General features: G+C 60.2%; 17 protein-coding genes. 7 read left to right on the forward strand and 10 right to left on the reverse strand.

What is annotated here, in order from left to right; all coding sequences use genetic code 11:
* Positions 1 to 121: 121 nt before the first annotated feature.
* Positions 122 to 1,084, forward strand: a complete 963-nt coding sequence (locus AB4N91_RS04605) for an IS110 family transposase (RefSeq protein ID WP_017341458.1) — start codon at positions 122 to 124, stop codon at positions 1,082 to 1,084.
* 103 nt (positions 1,085 to 1,187) lie between these two features.
* On the opposite strand, the gene AB4N91_RS04610 is transcribed toward AB4N91_RS04605, so the two are convergent.
* On the reverse strand, positions 1,188 to 2,186 hold the full coding sequence (locus AB4N91_RS04610) for an AraC family transcriptional regulator (protein ID WP_083377274.1): 999 nt from the start codon (positions 2,184 to 2,186) through the stop codon (positions 1,188 to 1,190).
* Between the two features lie 339 nt (positions 2,187 to 2,525).
* Here AB4N91_RS04610 and AB4N91_RS04615 point away from each other — a divergent pair, with 339 nt between their 5' ends.
* Entirely contained in the window at positions 2,526 to 3,860 is a 1,335-nt protein-coding gene (locus tag AB4N91_RS04615) for a dicarboxylate/amino acid:cation symporter (protein ID WP_010457131.1), read from the forward strand.
* A 144-nt stretch (positions 3,861 to 4,004) separates the two neighbouring features.
* Entirely contained in the window at positions 4,005 to 5,186 is a 1,182-nt protein-coding gene (locus AB4N91_RS04620; RefSeq protein WP_460112146.1) for a CaiB/BaiF CoA transferase family protein, read from the forward strand.
* Positions 5,187 to 5,321: 135 nt separating this feature from the next.
* On the opposite strand, the gene AB4N91_RS04625 is transcribed toward AB4N91_RS04620, so the two are convergent.
* Positions 5,322 to 5,816: a SprT family zinc-dependent metalloprotease gene (locus tag AB4N91_RS04625; RefSeq protein WP_010457127.1), complete on the reverse strand. Its 495-nt coding sequence runs from the start codon at positions 5,814 to 5,816 to the stop codon at positions 5,322 to 5,324.
* Between the two features lie 149 nt (positions 5,817 to 5,965).
* Positions 5,966 to 6,568, reverse strand: a complete 603-nt coding sequence (locus AB4N91_RS04630) for a Yip1 family protein (protein ID WP_010457124.1) — start codon at positions 6,566 to 6,568, stop codon at positions 5,966 to 5,968.
* A 439-nt stretch (positions 6,569 to 7,007) separates the two neighbouring features.
* Here AB4N91_RS04630 and ttcA point away from each other — a divergent pair, with 439 nt between their 5' ends.
* Together ttcA and AB4N91_RS04640 are read left to right on the forward strand one after the other, a co-directional pair.
* Positions 7,008 to 7,832, forward strand: a complete 825-nt coding sequence (gene ttcA, locus AB4N91_RS04635; protein WP_010457122.1) for a tRNA 2-thiocytidine(32) synthetase TtcA — start codon at positions 7,008 to 7,010, stop codon at positions 7,830 to 7,832.
* A 130-nt stretch (positions 7,833 to 7,962) separates the two neighbouring features.
* A complete protein-coding gene (locus AB4N91_RS04640) occupies positions 7,963 to 8,637 on the forward strand; it encodes a DNA-3-methyladenine glycosylase I (protein ID WP_077749200.1) in 675 nt (224 codons plus the stop codon).
* 90 nt (positions 8,638 to 8,727) lie between these two features.
* Here the strand turns inward: AB4N91_RS04640 and AB4N91_RS04645 are convergent, their stop codons facing one another.
* From AB4N91_RS04645 to arsC, 3 genes are read right to left on the reverse strand one after another with little or no spacing between them, the layout of a single operon-like run.
* Positions 8,728 to 9,153, reverse strand: a complete 426-nt coding sequence (locus AB4N91_RS04645; protein ID WP_010457118.1) for a DUF2069 domain-containing protein — start codon at positions 9,151 to 9,153, stop codon at positions 8,728 to 8,730.
* 1 nt (position 9,154) lies between these two features.
* Positions 9,155 to 9,751 carry an NAD(P)H:quinone oxidoreductase gene (gene wrbA, locus AB4N91_RS04650; protein WP_010457117.1) on the reverse strand — a complete coding sequence of 199 codons (597 nt, stop codon included), beginning with the start codon at positions 9,749 to 9,751 and terminating at the stop codon, positions 9,155 to 9,157.
* Positions 9,748 to 10,101 (reverse strand): arsenate reductase (glutaredoxin), encoded by a 354-nt coding sequence (gene arsC, locus AB4N91_RS04655; protein WP_010457115.1) that lies wholly within the window; start codon positions 10,099 to 10,101, stop codon positions 9,748 to 9,750. Before arsC ends, wrbA begins: the two co-directional genes overlap by 4 nt.
* Positions 10,102 to 10,215: 114 nt before the next feature.
* Here arsC and AB4N91_RS04660 point away from each other — a divergent pair, with 114 nt between their 5' ends.
* The gene (locus AB4N91_RS04660) at positions 10,216 to 10,683 is read left to right on the forward strand and encodes a TlpA disulfide reductase family protein (RefSeq protein WP_077749202.1); all 468 of its coding nucleotides are present in this window, start codon (positions 10,216 to 10,218) and stop codon (positions 10,681 to 10,683) included.
* A 73-nt stretch (positions 10,684 to 10,756) separates the two neighbouring features.
* Here the strand turns inward: AB4N91_RS04660 and AB4N91_RS04665 are convergent, their stop codons facing one another.
* Positions 10,757 to 11,161, reverse strand: coding sequence for an META domain-containing protein (locus AB4N91_RS04665; RefSeq protein ID WP_077749203.1), 405 nt, complete (start codon positions 11,159 to 11,161; stop codon positions 10,757 to 10,759).
* The gene (locus tag AB4N91_RS04670) at positions 11,161 to 11,595 is read right to left on the reverse strand and encodes a hypothetical protein (protein ID WP_010457109.1); all 435 of its coding nucleotides are present in this window, start codon (positions 11,593 to 11,595) and stop codon (positions 11,161 to 11,163) included. Before AB4N91_RS04670 ends, AB4N91_RS04665 begins: the two co-directional genes overlap by 1 nt.
* A 134-nt stretch (positions 11,596 to 11,729) precedes the next feature.
* Here AB4N91_RS04670 and AB4N91_RS04675 point away from each other — a divergent pair, with 134 nt between their 5' ends.
* The gene (locus AB4N91_RS04675) at positions 11,730 to 12,131 is read left to right on the forward strand and encodes a hypothetical protein (protein WP_083375945.1); all 402 of its coding nucleotides are present in this window, start codon (positions 11,730 to 11,732) and stop codon (positions 12,129 to 12,131) included.
* A 5-nt stretch (positions 12,132 to 12,136) separates the two neighbouring features.
* Here AB4N91_RS04675 and AB4N91_RS04680 read toward each other — a convergent pair whose 3' ends face one another.
* Both AB4N91_RS04680 and AB4N91_RS04685 read right to left on the reverse strand, forming a co-directional pair.
* Positions 12,137 to 13,126, reverse strand: a complete 990-nt coding sequence (locus tag AB4N91_RS04680; RefSeq protein ID WP_102595526.1) for a 2-hydroxyacid dehydrogenase — start codon at positions 13,124 to 13,126, stop codon at positions 12,137 to 12,139.
* A gap of 154 nt (positions 13,127 to 13,280) precedes the next feature.
* Positions 13,281 to 16,034, reverse strand: a complete 2,754-nt coding sequence (locus AB4N91_RS04685) for a response regulator (RefSeq protein ID WP_200666821.1) — start codon at positions 16,032 to 16,034, stop codon at positions 13,281 to 13,283.
* Positions 16,035 to 16,046: the final 12 nt, after the last annotated feature.

The raw sequence follows: 16,046 nt of genomic DNA on the forward strand, positions 1-16,046 counted from the left end.
CGTCCCACCCCTTCACCTAATGCGCCGATAAGGAATGCATCGGCTCGGACCGACGATAGAAACAAGCCAGCGCAACGGTGAACCCCGTCAAGTATCTAAACCCTAGCTCGGAGGGTGTGCCATGACAATCCTGGATTCGCAGGTGGTCGTCGGTGTGGATGTGGCGAAGGACGAGATCGTTATCTATCGATCCGACCTGGAAAAGACCCTAAATATCGCGAACAAGCGATCAACCTTGAAGCAATGGCTCAAGACGCTGCCAGCGCACAGCGCTATCGCGCTAGAAGCGACCAATATCTATCACCTTGATACAACGGAAATGGCCCATGAAATGGGCCATGACGTTTACGTCATCGATGGCAGTCGCCTCAACAAATACCGCGATGGAATAGGCATGAGGGCGAAAACAGATACGTTGGATGCCGAACTGCTGGCCCGTTACTTGAGCCGCGAATCCGACAGATTGAGGATCTGGAATCCGCCACCGAAGGCTTACACACAAATGAAAAGCCTGCTTCGCCGTCGGGCTCAGTTGGTCCGGGCCTGTGTTGCACTCAAGCAGAGCTGGAAAAACGAATCCTTGCTGAAAGAGCACTTCAACCAGCTTCTGGCCGCCATTGCCCAGTTCGAAAAGATGATTCAGAAAACGCTCAAGGAAATTGCTGAGGAAGGTGGGATTGATGATCAGGTGAAGCGTTGCCAGGCCATCGAGGGCGTAGGGCTCCTGACGGCCACCGCAGCGGCCACTGCTTTTATGCGTGGGGAATTTGCCAACAGCGACGAGTACGTCGCCTTCCTCGGCATGGATCCGCGTGTGAGGCAGTCAGGACAAAAGGATCAAAAGCGCCGACTCTCTAAACGAGGGGACTCGGAGTTCCGGCGCTTGTTTCACAATAGCGCTATGGCTGCCAGCCGTTCGCCGACCTGGAAGCCGTACTACGAACGCTATCTGGCCAGAGGTCTAAAAGGCACTCAGGCCTTGGTTATCCTGGCACGCAAGCTGGCCAGAGTGATGTTTGCCCTGATGAAAAACCAAACCGAATACAAGCCAAATTCTATGTTTGGGTGTTCCCCCCAAACATAGAATCTCCCACAGGAGATCTTCAGTGAATGCATCATTTGCGTTCACACCGATCACCTGTAGGAGCGAGCCTGCTCGCGATGAGGCCGGTCAATTCAACGCAGATTCAGTTCTCTTGCGCGCGATAGGCGCCCGGTGTCAACCCGGTCCATTTCTTGAACGCCCGATGAAACGCCGAAGGCTCGGAAAACCCCAATTGCTCGGCAATCTGCTGTAACGACAGATCCGCTCGCCCCAGGTGATAAATCGCAATGTCCCGGCGCAACTGATCCTTCAATTCCTGAAAACTCGACCCTTCTTCGCGCAAGTGCCGACGCAACGTCTGCGGGCTGATGTGCAGGTGCGCAGCCACTGCTTCCAGGTCCGGCCAGCGTGCACTGTCGCGGCTGAGCAAGCGGCGCAACTGGCTGCTCAGACTGTCGCCGTCATCCGGGCGCGAGAGCAGGTCGGCGGGAGAATGTTGGAGGAAATGCTTGAGCGTGCGTTCGTCCTGCAACAACGGCATGTGCAGGTAGCGGCTGTGAAACAGCAAACTGCTCTGCGCCGTGGAAAACTCCATGGGGCAGGGGAACAGCAAATCGTATTCGGCGCCGTGTTCGGGCTTTGGATAACTGAACGTCGCCTGCTCCAGCCGAATGCGCTGGCCGATCAGCCAGCTGCCGAGGCGGTGCCACACCATCAATTGGCTTTCGGTGAGGAAATGATCAGGGTCCTGGAACTTTGAGTCGTCGAGGCTCAGGCGGACCCATTCGTCTTCGCGGGTCAGGGTCAGGCGCGGACCGTCAGGGAATAGGCTGTAAAACAATAAACCGCGATGCAGCGCCTTATCGAGGTTGCGGCAGTGAATCACGGCGTGGCACATCATTGCGAAGGTCCCGGTTTTACTGGGCGTCGGCCCGAAACCGAGGTATTCGTCGTCGAGGGCCAGCCACAACGCCTGGATCAATCGCGTGAACTGCTCCGGCGCAATTCGCGCCCGTGGCTCATCGAGCAACTCGGGGCTGATGCCGAGTTGTTGCAGCAGATTTGAATAGTCATAACCCAACCGACGCGCGCCACCTAATGCGGCACGGGCGAAATGACTGGCGATGGTGCGTTCACGCATGGCAGGCAGGTCCGACCCAATGAACGACGGATGGTAGCTGTCGACCCTCGTTATGAACAGGCGGATATCCGCCAAATTGTAGGACGAGACCTGGTCGATGGGCGGAAATCCGCCACATTGTGGTAACCCGTCAGTGGCAAGGCTGGACCTGTAACCCTTGATGTCAAAAGGCATGCAGGCATTTTTTTAAAGGTGGCACGGGCCTTGCGATACAACAAGCAGATGCCTGCCGTTGCGCAGCTCGACAAAACAAATCCCTCCAGTGCAGGAGGGTTCGCAATTGAAGTGTCTTGGGCAACAGACGGATGTTGTCACGGGGCACTCTTGAGGAACTTTGCAATGACGACTCGTCAGCCACTGTATAAATCCCTGTATTTCCAGGTGATCGTTGCTATCGCCATCGGCATCCTGCTCGGTCACTTCTATCCGCAGACCGGTGTGGCCCTCAAGCCACTGGGTGACGGGTTCATCAAACTGATCAAAATGGTCATCGCGCCAATCATCTTCTGTACGGTCGTCAGCGGTATCGCCGGCATGCAGAACATGAAATCGGTCGGCAAGACCGGTGGCTATGCGCTGCTGTACTTCGAAATCGTCTCCACCATTGCCTTGCTGATCGGTCTGGTCGTGGTCAACGTCGTGCAACCGGGCGCCGGCATGCACATCGATGTGACGACTCTGGACACCAGCAAAATCGCTGGCTTCATCTCGGCCGGTAAAGACCAGAGCATCGTTGCCTTTATCCTCAATGTGATCCCGAACACCATCGTCGGCGCCTTCGCCAACGGCGACATCCTGCAAGTGCTGATGTTCTCGGTGATCTTCGGTTTCGCCCTGCATCGCCTGGGTGCCTACGGCAAGCCGGTTCTGGACTTCATCGATCGCTTTGCCCACGTGATGTTCAACATCATCAACATGATCATGAAGCTCGCTCCAGTCGGCGCGTTCGGTGCGATGGCCTTCACCATCGGTGCCTACGGTGTCGGTTCGCTGGTGCAACTCGGTCAGCTGATGATCTGCTTCTACATCACCTGCATCCTGTTTGTGCTCGTGGTACTGGGCGGCATCTGCCGCGCGCACGGCTTCAGCGTAATCAAATTGATTCGCTACATCCGTGAAGAACTGCTGATCGTACTGGGCACTTCCTCTTCGGAATCCGCTCTGCCGCGCATGCTGATCAAAATGGAACGCCTGGGTGCACAGAAGTCCGTTGTCGGCCTCGTAATCCCGACCGGCTACTCGTTCAACCTCGACGGTACGTCGATCTACCTGACCATGGCCGCTGTGTTCATCGCTCAGGCGACCGACACCCACATGGACATCACCCACCAGATCACCCTGTTGCTGGTGTTGCTGTTGTCCTCCAAAGGCGCTGCAGGCGTGACCGGCAGTGGTTTCATTGTGCTGGCAGCAACCCTGTCGGCCGTTGGCCACTTGCCGGTTGCCGGCCTGGCGCTGATCCTGGGTATCGACCGTTTCATGTCCGAAGCCCGTGCGCTGACCAACCTGGTCGGTAACGCGGTTGCGACCCTGGTCGTGGCCAAGTGGGTGAAAGAGCTGGACGAAGACAAGCTGCAAGTCGAGCTGGCTTCCGGTGGTCGCGGTATCTCCGACACCCGTGAAGAAGACGACCTGGGCGTGGCCGAAGGCCCAACCCCTAGCAACGTCAAGTAAGACTGGCTGCATTGAAAAACCCGCTTCGGCGGGTTTTTTCTTGCCCGTGATTTGAGCGCAACGGTCACAGCTGCTGACACTTCAGGTGATTGCTGCAATGCGTTTGCCTGCCTAGGCTGAAGGCATCGTTCACGGAGGTCGCTCATGCCCGGTCCACTGGCATCACTCAAGGTTCTGGATTTCTCGACACTGCTGCCGGGGCCGTTTGCCTCGTTGTTGCTGGCGGACATGGGCGCGCAAGTCCTGCGCATCGAATCGCCGACCCGTATGGATTTGCTCCGGGTGTTGCCGCCGCACGATCACGGGGTGTCGGCCAGCCACGCCTACCTCAATCGCAACAAGCGCAGCCTGGCGCTGGACCTCAAGCAGCCCGAGGCGCTGGAGGTGATCAAGCAATTGCTGGCGGACCACGACATCGTGCTGGAACAGTTCCGCCCCGGTGTGATGGAACGCCTGGGCCTGGGCTATGAAGCCTTGAAGGCGATCAATCCGCGGCTGATTTACGTGTCGATTACCGGTTATGGCCAGAGCGGCCCCTACAAGGACCGCGCCGGTCACGATATCAACTACCTGGCGCTGGCGGGGCTGGCGAGCTACACCGGCCGCACCGAGAGCGGGCCGCTGCCATTGGGCATGCAGGTGGCAGATGTCGCCGGCGGCTCGTTGCACGGAGTGATCGGGCTGCTGGCGGCGGTGATCGCTCGCCAGCACAGCGGGGTGGGGCAGCATCTGGATGTGAGCATGACCGACTGCGCCTTCAGCCTCAACGCCATGGCCGGCGCCGGGTACCTGGCCTGTGGTGTGGAGCCGGGCAGGGAGGATCAGATGCTCAATGGCGGCAGCTTCTACGACTACTACCGTTCGCGGGACGGGCGCTGGTTATCGGTGGGCAGTCTGGAACCGGCCTTCATGCAGCAACTGTGCAGCGCGCTGGGGCGGCCGGAGCTGGCGGCCAAGGGCCTGTCGCCCAAACCCGCCGAGCAACAGGTACTGAAGAATGAGTTGAAAGCCGAATTCGAGAAACATGACTTTGCGCAACTGTGCGAGTTGTTTGCCGGGGTCGATGCGTGTGTCGAGCCGGTGCTGAGTTTGGCCGAGGCGGTGCAGCATCCGCAGTTGCAGGCGCGGGAGTTGGTGACGCAGGTGCCGCGGGGGGACGGTTCTGCGCAGGCGCAGATGGCGTGCCCGTTGAAATTCTCAGAGGGATTGCCGGCGCCGCGGCATATCGGCGCGGTGTTGGGGCAGCATACGGATCAGGTGTTGGGGGAGTTGGGGATGAGTGCTGAGCGGATTGCAGAATTGCGCCGTGCCAAGGTGATTCTCTAGCGTCTGTACCGGCCTCTTCGCGGGCAAGCCTCGCTCCCACAGGATCTGTGTCGTTCACAAAGCTTGTGCTCGAAATCAATACCTGTGGGAGCGAGCCTGCTCGCGATGAGTCCGGCACCGCCACCACAAATCTGACTACTCGACCCGCATCTCCCCACTGAACACCAACGTGCTGCGGCACCGCCGGCACAAATACCGCCGCCCTTGCCGTACCAGGCCATGGCGCTGGGCCGAAAACGGGAAATCGCTGTCGACGCACGGGCATTTGTAGATGTAGCGCGTCACGCTGCGGCGTTTGACGTCGTAGGTGTGGCAGCGATTGGGCGGCAGTTCGTACACGCCGCGCATGATCAATTGCCACTCTTCACCGTGCGGCTGAATGCGGTCGCCGAACAGTTGATGGGCGATCAGGTGCGCGACTTCGTGGGCCACGGTCTGCTTGAGGAAGTCTTCAGTGTTTTCCCGGTACAGCTGCGGATTGAAGCGCAGCAGGTTCTCGTGCAAATGCGCGACACCGGCTTTTTGACCGCGCAGCTTGAGGCTCACCACGGGGCGTTTGAAAGTTCGTTTGAAAAAGGATTCGGCCAGCTGATAACAGTCTTCGACGCGGGTATTGAGTTGCTCGGGCATGCTTGATGGATCTCCAGAGACGTCGAGTATGCCGCAACCCCGGGGCCTTGCGAATCGCCGAGGCGCCGAATGGTCGTTACCCCTCACACATTAGAAGGCCGCCTTGCGGCGGCCTGTGTTGGCAGATCTTGTTTTTGGGTGGTGAGTTGCTAATTGGTGTAGACCGGCCCCACGCCGAGTCCCCAGACAATCACTGTAAACGCCATGATGGCGACCAGCACCACCAGGCCTACGGCAAGTACCGAACTGGAAAACAGAAAGCCCTCGTCTGATGGAATGTTCATGAAAGTGGGTAGCCCCACATACAGCAAGTACACCGTGTAGCAGATGGCCGCCGTTCCGACGATCATCCCCAGCCACATATGAGGGTACAGCGCCGCCAGACCGCCGATGAACAGCGGGGTCGCGGTATAGGTCGCAAATGCAACGCAGCGGGCCAGGCTTGGATTGGCGTCATAAGTACGGGCCATCCAGTGGATGAATGCGCCCATGACCGCGACGCCGCCGAGCATCGCCAGGTACGACATGATCGTCATCCATAGCGCGCTTTCCTGGGTCAACATGACCGGCGCTCGATTGCCGATGACCCAGCCGACCTGAGTGGTGCCGATAAACGCCGACACAGCGGGAATTGCCGCCAGAATCAGCGTGTGAGTCAGGTACATGTGGCTGATGCTTTCCTCTTGGTCGCCACGGATTTCTTTCCATTCCTGGTCGGGGTGGGTGAAGAGCCCCACTACGTGATGGATCATGCCAGTCACTCCTCTTGTTTTTACCGTCGCCCCCCAGTGGAGCGCCTACAGGCCAAAGTGGCCAAGTAAGTAAAAGGTCTGGATATGTATGCGACCTTATGTCGCAGTATAGAAAGGTCTTCACGACGCAGGTTGTAGGGCGTTAGAGCAAATTGCGCTGTAAACCCTGCTGTTAATCGCCGTAGGGTCTTGCGCGACCTATGTGGCGAGGGAACTTGCTCCCGTTCGGCTGCGCAGCCGTCGCAAAAACGGCCGACGGGGTTTGACTGACCCGATGGTGCAGGATGGTTTTGGGGCCGCTGCGCGACCCAGCGGGAGCAAGCTCCCTCGCCACAGGGGTATGCTCCGCTCAGATAAAGTGCAGTCGCCAGGCACTTCGCCGACGATGGGTTTTTGCGTAAAATGCCGGCCTTTCGTCACACCTTACGGATCTCGCGTCATGGGTACTCTCACGGTCAACCAGAACAAACTGCAAAAGCGCCTTCGCCGTCAGGCGGGTGAGGCTGTTGCCGATTTCAACATGATTGAAGACGGCGACAAGGTCATGGTCTGCCTGTCCGGTGGCAAGGACAGCTACACCATGCTCGACGTGCTCTTGCACTTGCAGAAGGTCGCTCCGATCAAGTTCGAGATCGTGGCCGTGAACATGGACCAGAAACAGCCAGGCTTCCCTGAACACGTGTTGCCGGCCTATCTGAAAACGCTGGGCATCGAGTACCACATTGTCGAGAAAGACACTTACTCGGTGGTCAAGGAGCTGATCCCGGAAGGCAAGACCACCTGCTCGTTGTGCTCGCGCCTGCGTCGCGGCACGCTCTACACCTTTGCCGACGAAATCGGCGCGACCAAAATGGCCCTCGGTCACCACCGCGACGACATCGTCGAGACGTTCTTCCTTAATATGTTCTTCAACGGTTCGCTCAAGGCCATGCCGCCGAAGCTGCGCGCCGACGACGGCCGCAACGTGGTGATCCGGCCGCTGGCCTACTGCAACGAAAAAGACATTCAGGCCTACTCGGACTTCAAGCAATTCCCGATCATCCCGTGCAACCTCTGCGGCTCCCAGGAAAACCTGCAACGTCAGGTGGTCAAGGACATGCTGCAAGAGTGGGAACGCAAGACCCCGGGCCGCACCGAAAGCATTTTCCGCAGCTTGCAGAACGTGCAACCGTCGCAACTGGCGGACCGTAACCTGTTCGACTTCACCAGCCTCAAGATCGACGAAACCGCCGCTTCGCGGTTCGTCAACGTGGTCAACCTCTAATCAGAAACTGTAGGAGTGAGCCTGCTCGCGATTGCGTCGTGTCAGTCGACATCAACGTTGAATGACACACCGCTATCGCGAGCAGGCTCACTCCTGCAATTGTTTTTTGTTTCAACCTCCAGGAGAGGGCATGCGCGATTACAAGTGGCTGCACGAATACTGTCTGAATCGCTTCGGTTCAGCAGCTGAACTGGAAGCCCATCTGCCCGTTCCCAAGACCCCGGCGCAACTGCGCAAGATCAGCGACGATCGTTATCTCTCGACCATGGCCCTGCGCGTGTTTCGCGCCGGCCTCAAACACAGTCTTGTGGACGCCAAGTGGCCGTCGTTCGAAGAAGTGTTCTTCAAGTTCGACCCGGAAAAGGTGGTGCTGATGAGCGCCGAACACCTTGAGCGCCTGATGCAGGACGCGCGGATCATCCGACACCTGGGCAAGCTCAAGAGCGTGCCGCGCAATGCGCAGTTCGTACTGGACGTGGCGCATGAGAAGGGCAGCTTCGGCGCATTGATCGCCGATTGGCCGGTGACGGACATCGTCGGGCTGTGGACGTACCTGAAAAAGCGCGGCCATCAATTGGGCGGGTTGTCGGCGCCGCGTTTCTTGCGCATGGTCGGCAAGGATACGTTTGTGCCGAGCTATGACGTGGTGGCGGGGCTGAACGCGCAGAAGATCGTCGACAAGGTGCCGACCAGCCAGCGGGACCTGGCGTTGGTGCAGGATGTGTTCAACCAGTGGCATGAACAGAGTGGCGGCCGGCCGATGAGCCAGATTTCGATGATGCTGGCGTACACCGTCAATCATTAAGACCGAGTCGTGGCCTTCGCGAGCAAGCTTTGCTCCTACAGGTGCGGTGCAGCCCTTGTAGGAGCGAGGCTTGCCCGCGAAGGCGTCAGATCAGGCGGCGGAGATCTCGCCTTCACCCGCCAACTTGCGATTCAACTGAAACCGCCACCGCACATACAACAGCGCCGAGCAAAACACCGCCAGGCTCGCGCCCATTTCCAGCAAGCCAAACAGCTGCCGATTGGGGTCATACGCGGCCAGTGCGCCCTTGATGAAATACAGATTCACCACAAAGCACATCCACGAATGCCCGCGTGCGCTGCCGATGATCATCCCCGGTGCGAGCAATAGCAGGGGCACCAGTTCGATCAGCAAAATCACCCACGGCCGGGCGCCGTGCAGGTCGGCAAATACCAGATAATAGGCGCACAGCAGCCCCACCAGCCCGAAAAAGCACAGCAGGCTGATCGCGCGCATCGCCCGGACCCGCGGTTCGAGCCATTCGATCGAGGGCAGAATCTTCGGCTTTTTCGCCACGTCAGTTCCCCAGTTTCTGCGCAGTCTTCGCCAGACGCAGGCCCAAGGCCCGGCACAGCGCGACTTCATGTTCGTTCAAACCGCTTTTGCCATCCGCCCCGGCGTGATGACTGGCACCATACGGCGTGCCGCCGCCACGGGTTTCCAGCAGGGCCGATTCGCTATACGGCAGGCCGGTAATCAGCATGCCGTGGTGCAGCAACGGCAACATCATCGACAGCAGCGTGGTTTCCTGACCACCGTGCAGGCTTGCGGTGGAGGTGAATACCCCGGCCGGTTTGCCCACCAGCGCCCCCGTCAGCCAAAGATTGCTGGTGCCGTCGAGGAAGTACTTGAGCGGCGCGGCCATGTTGCCGAACCGGGTCGGACTGCCCATGGCCAAGCCCGCGCAGTGCTTCAGGTCGTCGAGACTGGCGTACAGCGCGCCCTCGTCGGGGATGTCCGGCGACACGGCTTCGCATTCGGTGGAGATCGGCGGCACGGTGCGCAAGCGCGCTTCCATCCCGGCCTGCTCGACACCACGGGCAATTTGCCGGGCCATTTCATTGGTCGAGCCGCTGCGGCTGTAATACAGAACCAGAATGTACGGCGCGCTCACGGCAGCAACTCCAGCACATTCTCCGGCGGACGGCCGATGATGGCTTTGTCGCCGACTTCCAGAATCGGTCGCTCCATGAGTTTCGGGTTGGCGGCGATGGCGGCGATCAATTGCTCCTCGCTCAAACTGCTGTCGGCCAGGTTGAGAGTCTTGTATTCGTCCTCGCCGGTGCGCAGCAGTTGCCGGGCGCTGATGCCGAGTTTGGTCAGCAGGCTCTGGATTTGCGCGGCGTCCAGCGGCGTTTCCAGGTAGCGGACCACGGTCGGGGTCAGGCCACGGGCTTCCAGCAGTTCGAGCGCACCGCGGGATTTCGAGCAGCGCGGGTTGTGATAAAGCGTCAGATCGGTCATGTGCGGGTCGCATCTTGCGTAAGGTGGCGGCTATTCTAACTGTGCAGCGCGTAATCCAGAACCTCGGGAGGCGATGGGTCGCAGGCGCATTCAATTTTGAACAAGGATTACGACATGACAAGACGACTGGCAGCAGCATTGGCGATCATCGGTACGTTGATGCTGGGGGGCTGTGGCAACGACTATGGCATCGACCAGAACGGCCAGAAAGTCGCCGCCGAACGTCTGGACAACCAATGGGTGGTCCTCAACTACTGGGCTGAATGGTGCGGCCCGTGCCGTACCGAGATCCCGGAGTTGAATACGCTGGCGGATCAGTTGAAGGACAAGAAGATAGGTGTGTTCGGGGTCAATTTCGACAATGTGCAGGGGGAAGAGCTGAAAAGCGCCAGCGAGAAACTGGGGATCAAGTTCACCGTGCTGGCGTCGGACCCGGCGGATCTTTTCGAGTTGCCGCGCAGCGAGGCATTGCCGGTGACCTACATCATCGACAACAAAGGCAAGGTGCGCGAGCAATTGATGGGCGAGCAGACGGCGGCGGGGGTGATGGCCAAGCTTGAGGCGTTGCAAGCGGTCAAGTGACTGCGCATGGATCTTGTGGCGAGGGAGCAAGCTCCCTCGCCACAGGTATTCACTTGGCCACAGCTCGGGGTTATCAACCCTCTTCAAGCCACCAACGCAACGGCTTGCCTTCGGCCGGCCAGAAGCGCATCTGTTCGATCGGCGAAACATCCCAGCGCTGCACATTTTCCAGGGCCTGCATGAAGCGCTTTTCCTGCTCCATCACGGCTGGTGCGCACATTTTGCGGGTGCTGCCGATTTTGCCGAAGCTCAGCTTGTCACCTTCGAGCGTGTACGGTGCAAACCAGTGGTTGCAGCCGCCATTGCCGTAAGCCCGACCGTCTTCACCGAGGGTGATGGTCAGGTGGCTGTAATCCATCAGTGGACGTTCGCCGATCCATTCCAGGATGTAGCTGCGGTTTTGTTGCAATTTCACCGGCTCGGCGGCGCAGCCCAGCAGGCTGGCACCAACCAGGGCGGTCAGGGCGAGGTGTTTCATCACGCGGGCTCCTGGCAGGTCGGGCACAGGTGCTTCTCGCCAACGGTGGTCCAGCCCAGCTCGGCAATCCGCGCAGTGGCGGCAGGTTTTTCTGCCTTGTTGCCCAGTTTGGCATCGACCGCAAACTCAAAGCTCAGCTCTTTGGCGCAGCTGTCGCAGTTGACTTTCCAGGTGTGGATCGCCAATTCGCCGAACACCGGACCACTGGCCACTGCGACCCATTGGCCGGGCGGGTTGATCAAGTGGCGAACCGTTTCCACAGTCAGGCGCATGGACAGGTCCTTGGCACCTTTGAGGGTCACGACCAGCACGTCGTTATTACGAATCGAGCCGCCGTTGCCGGTGACTTGATAACGCCCCGGCACAAGGGCGCGGCATTCGGTGAGGGTGTGTTGCGGGTTCATCAGGCTATAGCGGAAATCGTGTTCGACCATGGGTCCTCCAAATATGCGCGGTATGCTATCACGGGCCTGCTCGCAGCATGGCGCGGGCAGATGACCTTCGATCTGGTTCAAATCACCGGTCGACTCATGGCACACTGCCGCTTTTGCATTTCTAAGGAACGGACATGGCGTTAATCGAATGTTATGAGTGCAAGCAACGCATCAGCTCCACGGCGCCTGCTTGCATTCATTGCGGTGCACCGGCGGGAACGGTGCAAGCGGCCACTTCGACGGCAGCGCCTGTGCAGGCACCCCTTTCTTTCGGGCGTTTACCGGAGGATGAGAAAGTGGCCAGGGTGACCCCGGCCGCATTCGGGCGTAAACGCAAAACCGCAGCCCCAATCGAGATGGCGGCGCCGATGCCCGCCTCCAACGGCGTGCGTCCGGTGGAACTGTGGCTGAAGCTGATGATTTTCTTTCTGCCGCCGTTTTTTGTCTGGTTCCTGCTGCGTCGCGGGCATTCCGTGGGGCAACGCTTGCTGGGTTTCGGCTGGCTGGGCCTGATGATTCTCTTGTCCAAGGCCTGACCGGCTCAGCCCTCGACCTGATTCTGCGGCGTGCCAGCGGCCCAGGCTGCGATGTTCTGCAGGGTGGTCGTGGCAATTGCGTCCAGGGCTTCGCGGGTCAGGAAGGCCTGGTGCGCGGTGATGATCACGTTCGGAAAGGTCAGCAGCCGCGCCAGCACATCGTCCTGCAGCGGCAGGTCGGAGCGGTCCTCGAAGAACAGCTGCGCTTCCTCTTCATAGACATCCAGCCCCAGATACCCCAATTGGCCGTCCTTCAGTGCATCAATCAGCGCCGGCGTGTCCACCAGGCCGCCGCGTCCGGTGTTGATCAACATCGCGCCGGGCTGCAAGTGCGCCAGTGATTCACGGTTGATCAAGTGTTTGCTCTGTTCATTGAGCGGGCAGTGCAGGCTGATGATCTGCGACTCGGCCAGCAATTGCGGCAAGCTCAGGTAGCGGGCGCCGAGGGCTTCGACCTGCGGATTGGGGTAGGGGTCGTAGGCCAGCAACCGGCAACCGAAACCGTTCATGATTTTCGCGAAGGTTGCGCCGATCTGCCCGGTGCCGACCACGCCGACCGTCTTGCCCACCAAATCGAAACCGGTCAGGCCGTGCAGGCTGAAATCCCCTTCGCGGGTACGGTTGTAGGCGCGGTGCAGGCGGCGGTTGAGCGCCAGGATCAGCGCCACCGCGTGCTCGGCCACCGCGTGCGGCGAGTACGCCGGGACCCGCACAATTGACAGCCCTAAACGCTTCGCCGCCGCGAGATCGACATGGTTGTAACCGGCCGAGCGCAGGGCGATCAAGCGTGTGCCGCCCGCTGCCAGACGTTCCAGCACCGGCGCGCTCAAGTCATCATTGATGAACGCGCAGACCACCTCGTGATGCTCCGCCAGCGCCACCGTATCGAGGCTCAGCCGCGCCGATTGAAAGTGCAGCTCGATACCGGCAGGCAGCTCGGTGCCCAGAAAACTGTCACGGTCGTAGGTCTGGCTGCTGAAAAGAATCGTGCGCATACGGTCCTCCTGATTTTTTTCGAGTCCTGTGTGGCCGCGCACCGTTCTATTGTGCGAACGGCTGTGGCGAGGGGCTCCCACACCTGGAATGGTGCCGCGACGAACAGAACCCGGTGAGCTTAGCGCCGATGCTGGCCGGCGCCATTGCGCTGCATCAAGCGTTTATCCGGGCATGGGCGGCCAGGCGGTTGATCGCACGGTCGAGTTCTTCCAGGGCGCCGGGGGCTTTGGGGTCCTGTTGCTTGAGCAGGGTTTCGCTGCGCTGGCAGGCGGCACGCAGTTGCGGGACGCCGCAATAACGAGTCGCGCCGTGCAGGCGGTGGACACGCTCGATCAAGGCGTTGTTGTCATTGGTTTCCCGGGCCAGGCGAATGGCCTCGCGATCAGCTTCCAGGGAGGCCAGCAACATCGCCAGCATGTCCGCGGCCAGATCGGCCTTGCCGGCGGCCAGGCGCAAGCCTTCGTCGTGGTCGAGCACCTGCAATTCATGGGCGCCGCCATGGCTGTCGCTGGAACGCTCCGGCCCGTGATTGCGCAACGCCAGGCCTGTCCACTTCAACACCACCTGGGCCAGTTGCCGTTCGCTGATCGGTTTGGTCAGGTAGTCGTCCATGCCGCTTTGCAGCAGCGCGCGTTTTTCGTTGGCCATGGCGTGGGCGGTGAGGGCGACGATCGGCAGCGGCGTGCAATGCCGCTCGCTTTCCCACTGACGAATCGCCTCGGTGCTTTGACGTCCGTCCATGCCGGGCATTTGCACGTCCATCAACACCAGGTCAAAAGTCTCGCTTTGCACTGCTTTGACTGCCGCGTAACCGCTTTCGACCGCGAGCACCTTGGCACCCATGTCTTCGAGCAGGGTTTGCACCAGCAACAAGTTGGCCGGGTTGTCGTCGACGCACAGCACCTTCGGTGCGCGGCTCGATACCGGTTCGCCGGGCTCGCTGCGCTGCTGGCGCGGGTTGACCAGATCGGACAATGCCCGACGCAACTTGCGGGTGCAGGCCGGTTTGGCCTGAAGCTGACTGTGCGGGTTGGGCACCGAGAGGTGGAACAGCGTCTGTTCGGTGGTCGGGCACAGCACCAACACTTTGCAGCCCAGGTGTTCGAGGTCCCAGATGTGCTGGTTGAGGCGCTCCGGTGGCATGTCGTTGCTGGTGATGCCGAGCACCGCCAGATCGATCGCCTGATCGGTCTGATGCGCGCCGGTCACGCCATTGGTCAGGCTTTCCAGGGTATTGAACGGCGTGACAGCCAGGCCGCAATCTTCCAGCTGATGCTGCAAGGCCTGACGGGCCAGTTCATGGTTTTCCAGCACCGCGACGCGGCGCCCGAGCAGCGGCGGGCCGGGCAGGTCTTCGGCGTCGTCGCGGGTCTTGGGCAGGCTGAGGCTGATCCAGAATTCCGAACCTTCGCCCGGCGTACTGTCGACACCGATCTCGCCGCCCATCTGTTCGATCAGGCGCTTGGAAATCACCAGACCCAGGCCCGTGCCTCCTGGCTGTCGGGACAGCGAATTGTCAGCCTGGCTGAACGCCTGGAACAGCGCGCGCACATCCTGGTTCGACAGGCCGATGCCGGTGTCCTGAATGCTGATGCGCAGTTGCACGCTGTCTTCGTGTTCTTCTTCGAGCATGGCCCGGGCGACGATGGTGCCTTCGCGAGTGAACTTGATCGCGTTGCTCACCAGGTTGGTGAGGATCTGCTTGAGCCGAAGCGGATCGCCCACCAGCGACAACGGCGTGTCGCGATACACCAGGCTCACCAACTCAAGCTGTTTGGCATGGGCGGCCGGGGCGAGGATGGTCAGGGTGTCCTGCAGCAGGTCGCGCAGGTTGAACGGAATATTGTCGAGCACCAGCTTGCCGGCCTCGATTTTCGAGAAGTCGAGGATCTCGTTGATGATCCCCAGCAGGCTGTCGGCGGACTTTTCGATGGTGCCCAGGTAGTCGAGCTGACGCGGGGTCAGCTCGCTTTTTTGCAGCAGGTGCGTAAAGCCGAGAATGCCATTGAGCGGGGTGCGGATTTCATGGCTCATGTTGGCCAGGAACTCGGATTTGATCCGGCTCGCTTCCAGGGCTTCCTTGCGCGCCAGGTCCAGTTCGATGTTCTGGATCTCGATGGTTTCCAGGTTCTGGCGCACGTCTTCGGTGGCCTGGTCGACACTGTTCTGCAACTCTTCCTGCGCGTTTTGCAACGTGCCGGCCATGCGGTTGATGCCGGACGCGAGCTCATCCAGTTCCTGACTGCCAAGGGGTGGCAGACGGGTTTCCAGATGGCCGTCCTTGAGTTGCGCTACCGCCAGTTTGATCTGGCTGATCGGCCGGTTGATGGTCCGGCCCATGCGCAAGGCGAGCAGCGCCGCGCCGGCCAGGCCCGCGCTGATCAGCAGCAGGCTGGCGAACAGGCTGCGGTAACCGCGCAGCAGCATGCCGCTGTGGGACAGTTCGAGTTCGACCCAGCCCAACAGTCGGTCGGCTTCATCCGGTATCAGGTCGCCGGCAAGGTTGCGGTGCTTGCCAAAGACCGGCAGCAGATAGCGTGTCGCATCGTTGCCACTGTGGCGCAGCATTTTTGAGCCATTGCCCAACGGCGCCGGGTTGAGCATGGTCGGGCCGGCGTGGGCTACGGGCGTACGGTCGGCGGCGAGGAAGGTCACGGCGCGCACGTCCGGTGTTTCCAGCGACTGGGTGGCGATACGCTCCAGCAGCTCGTTGTCTTTGCGACCCATGGCCGGGGCCACCAAGGGCGCGAGCTGTTCGGCGATCATCTCACCGCGCTGCATCAGTTGGGTTTGCAGGTCGGATTGCTGCATCCAGGTGAAATAGCCACCCAGGATCAGCGCCATCAGGCTGGTCGGCAACAGGGTCAGCAACAGCACGCGGCCTTTAATTCCCAGTTTCTTGAGCACGCATCTCTCCTG

Source organism: Pseudomonas sp. H3_D04, from assembly GCF_054669175.1.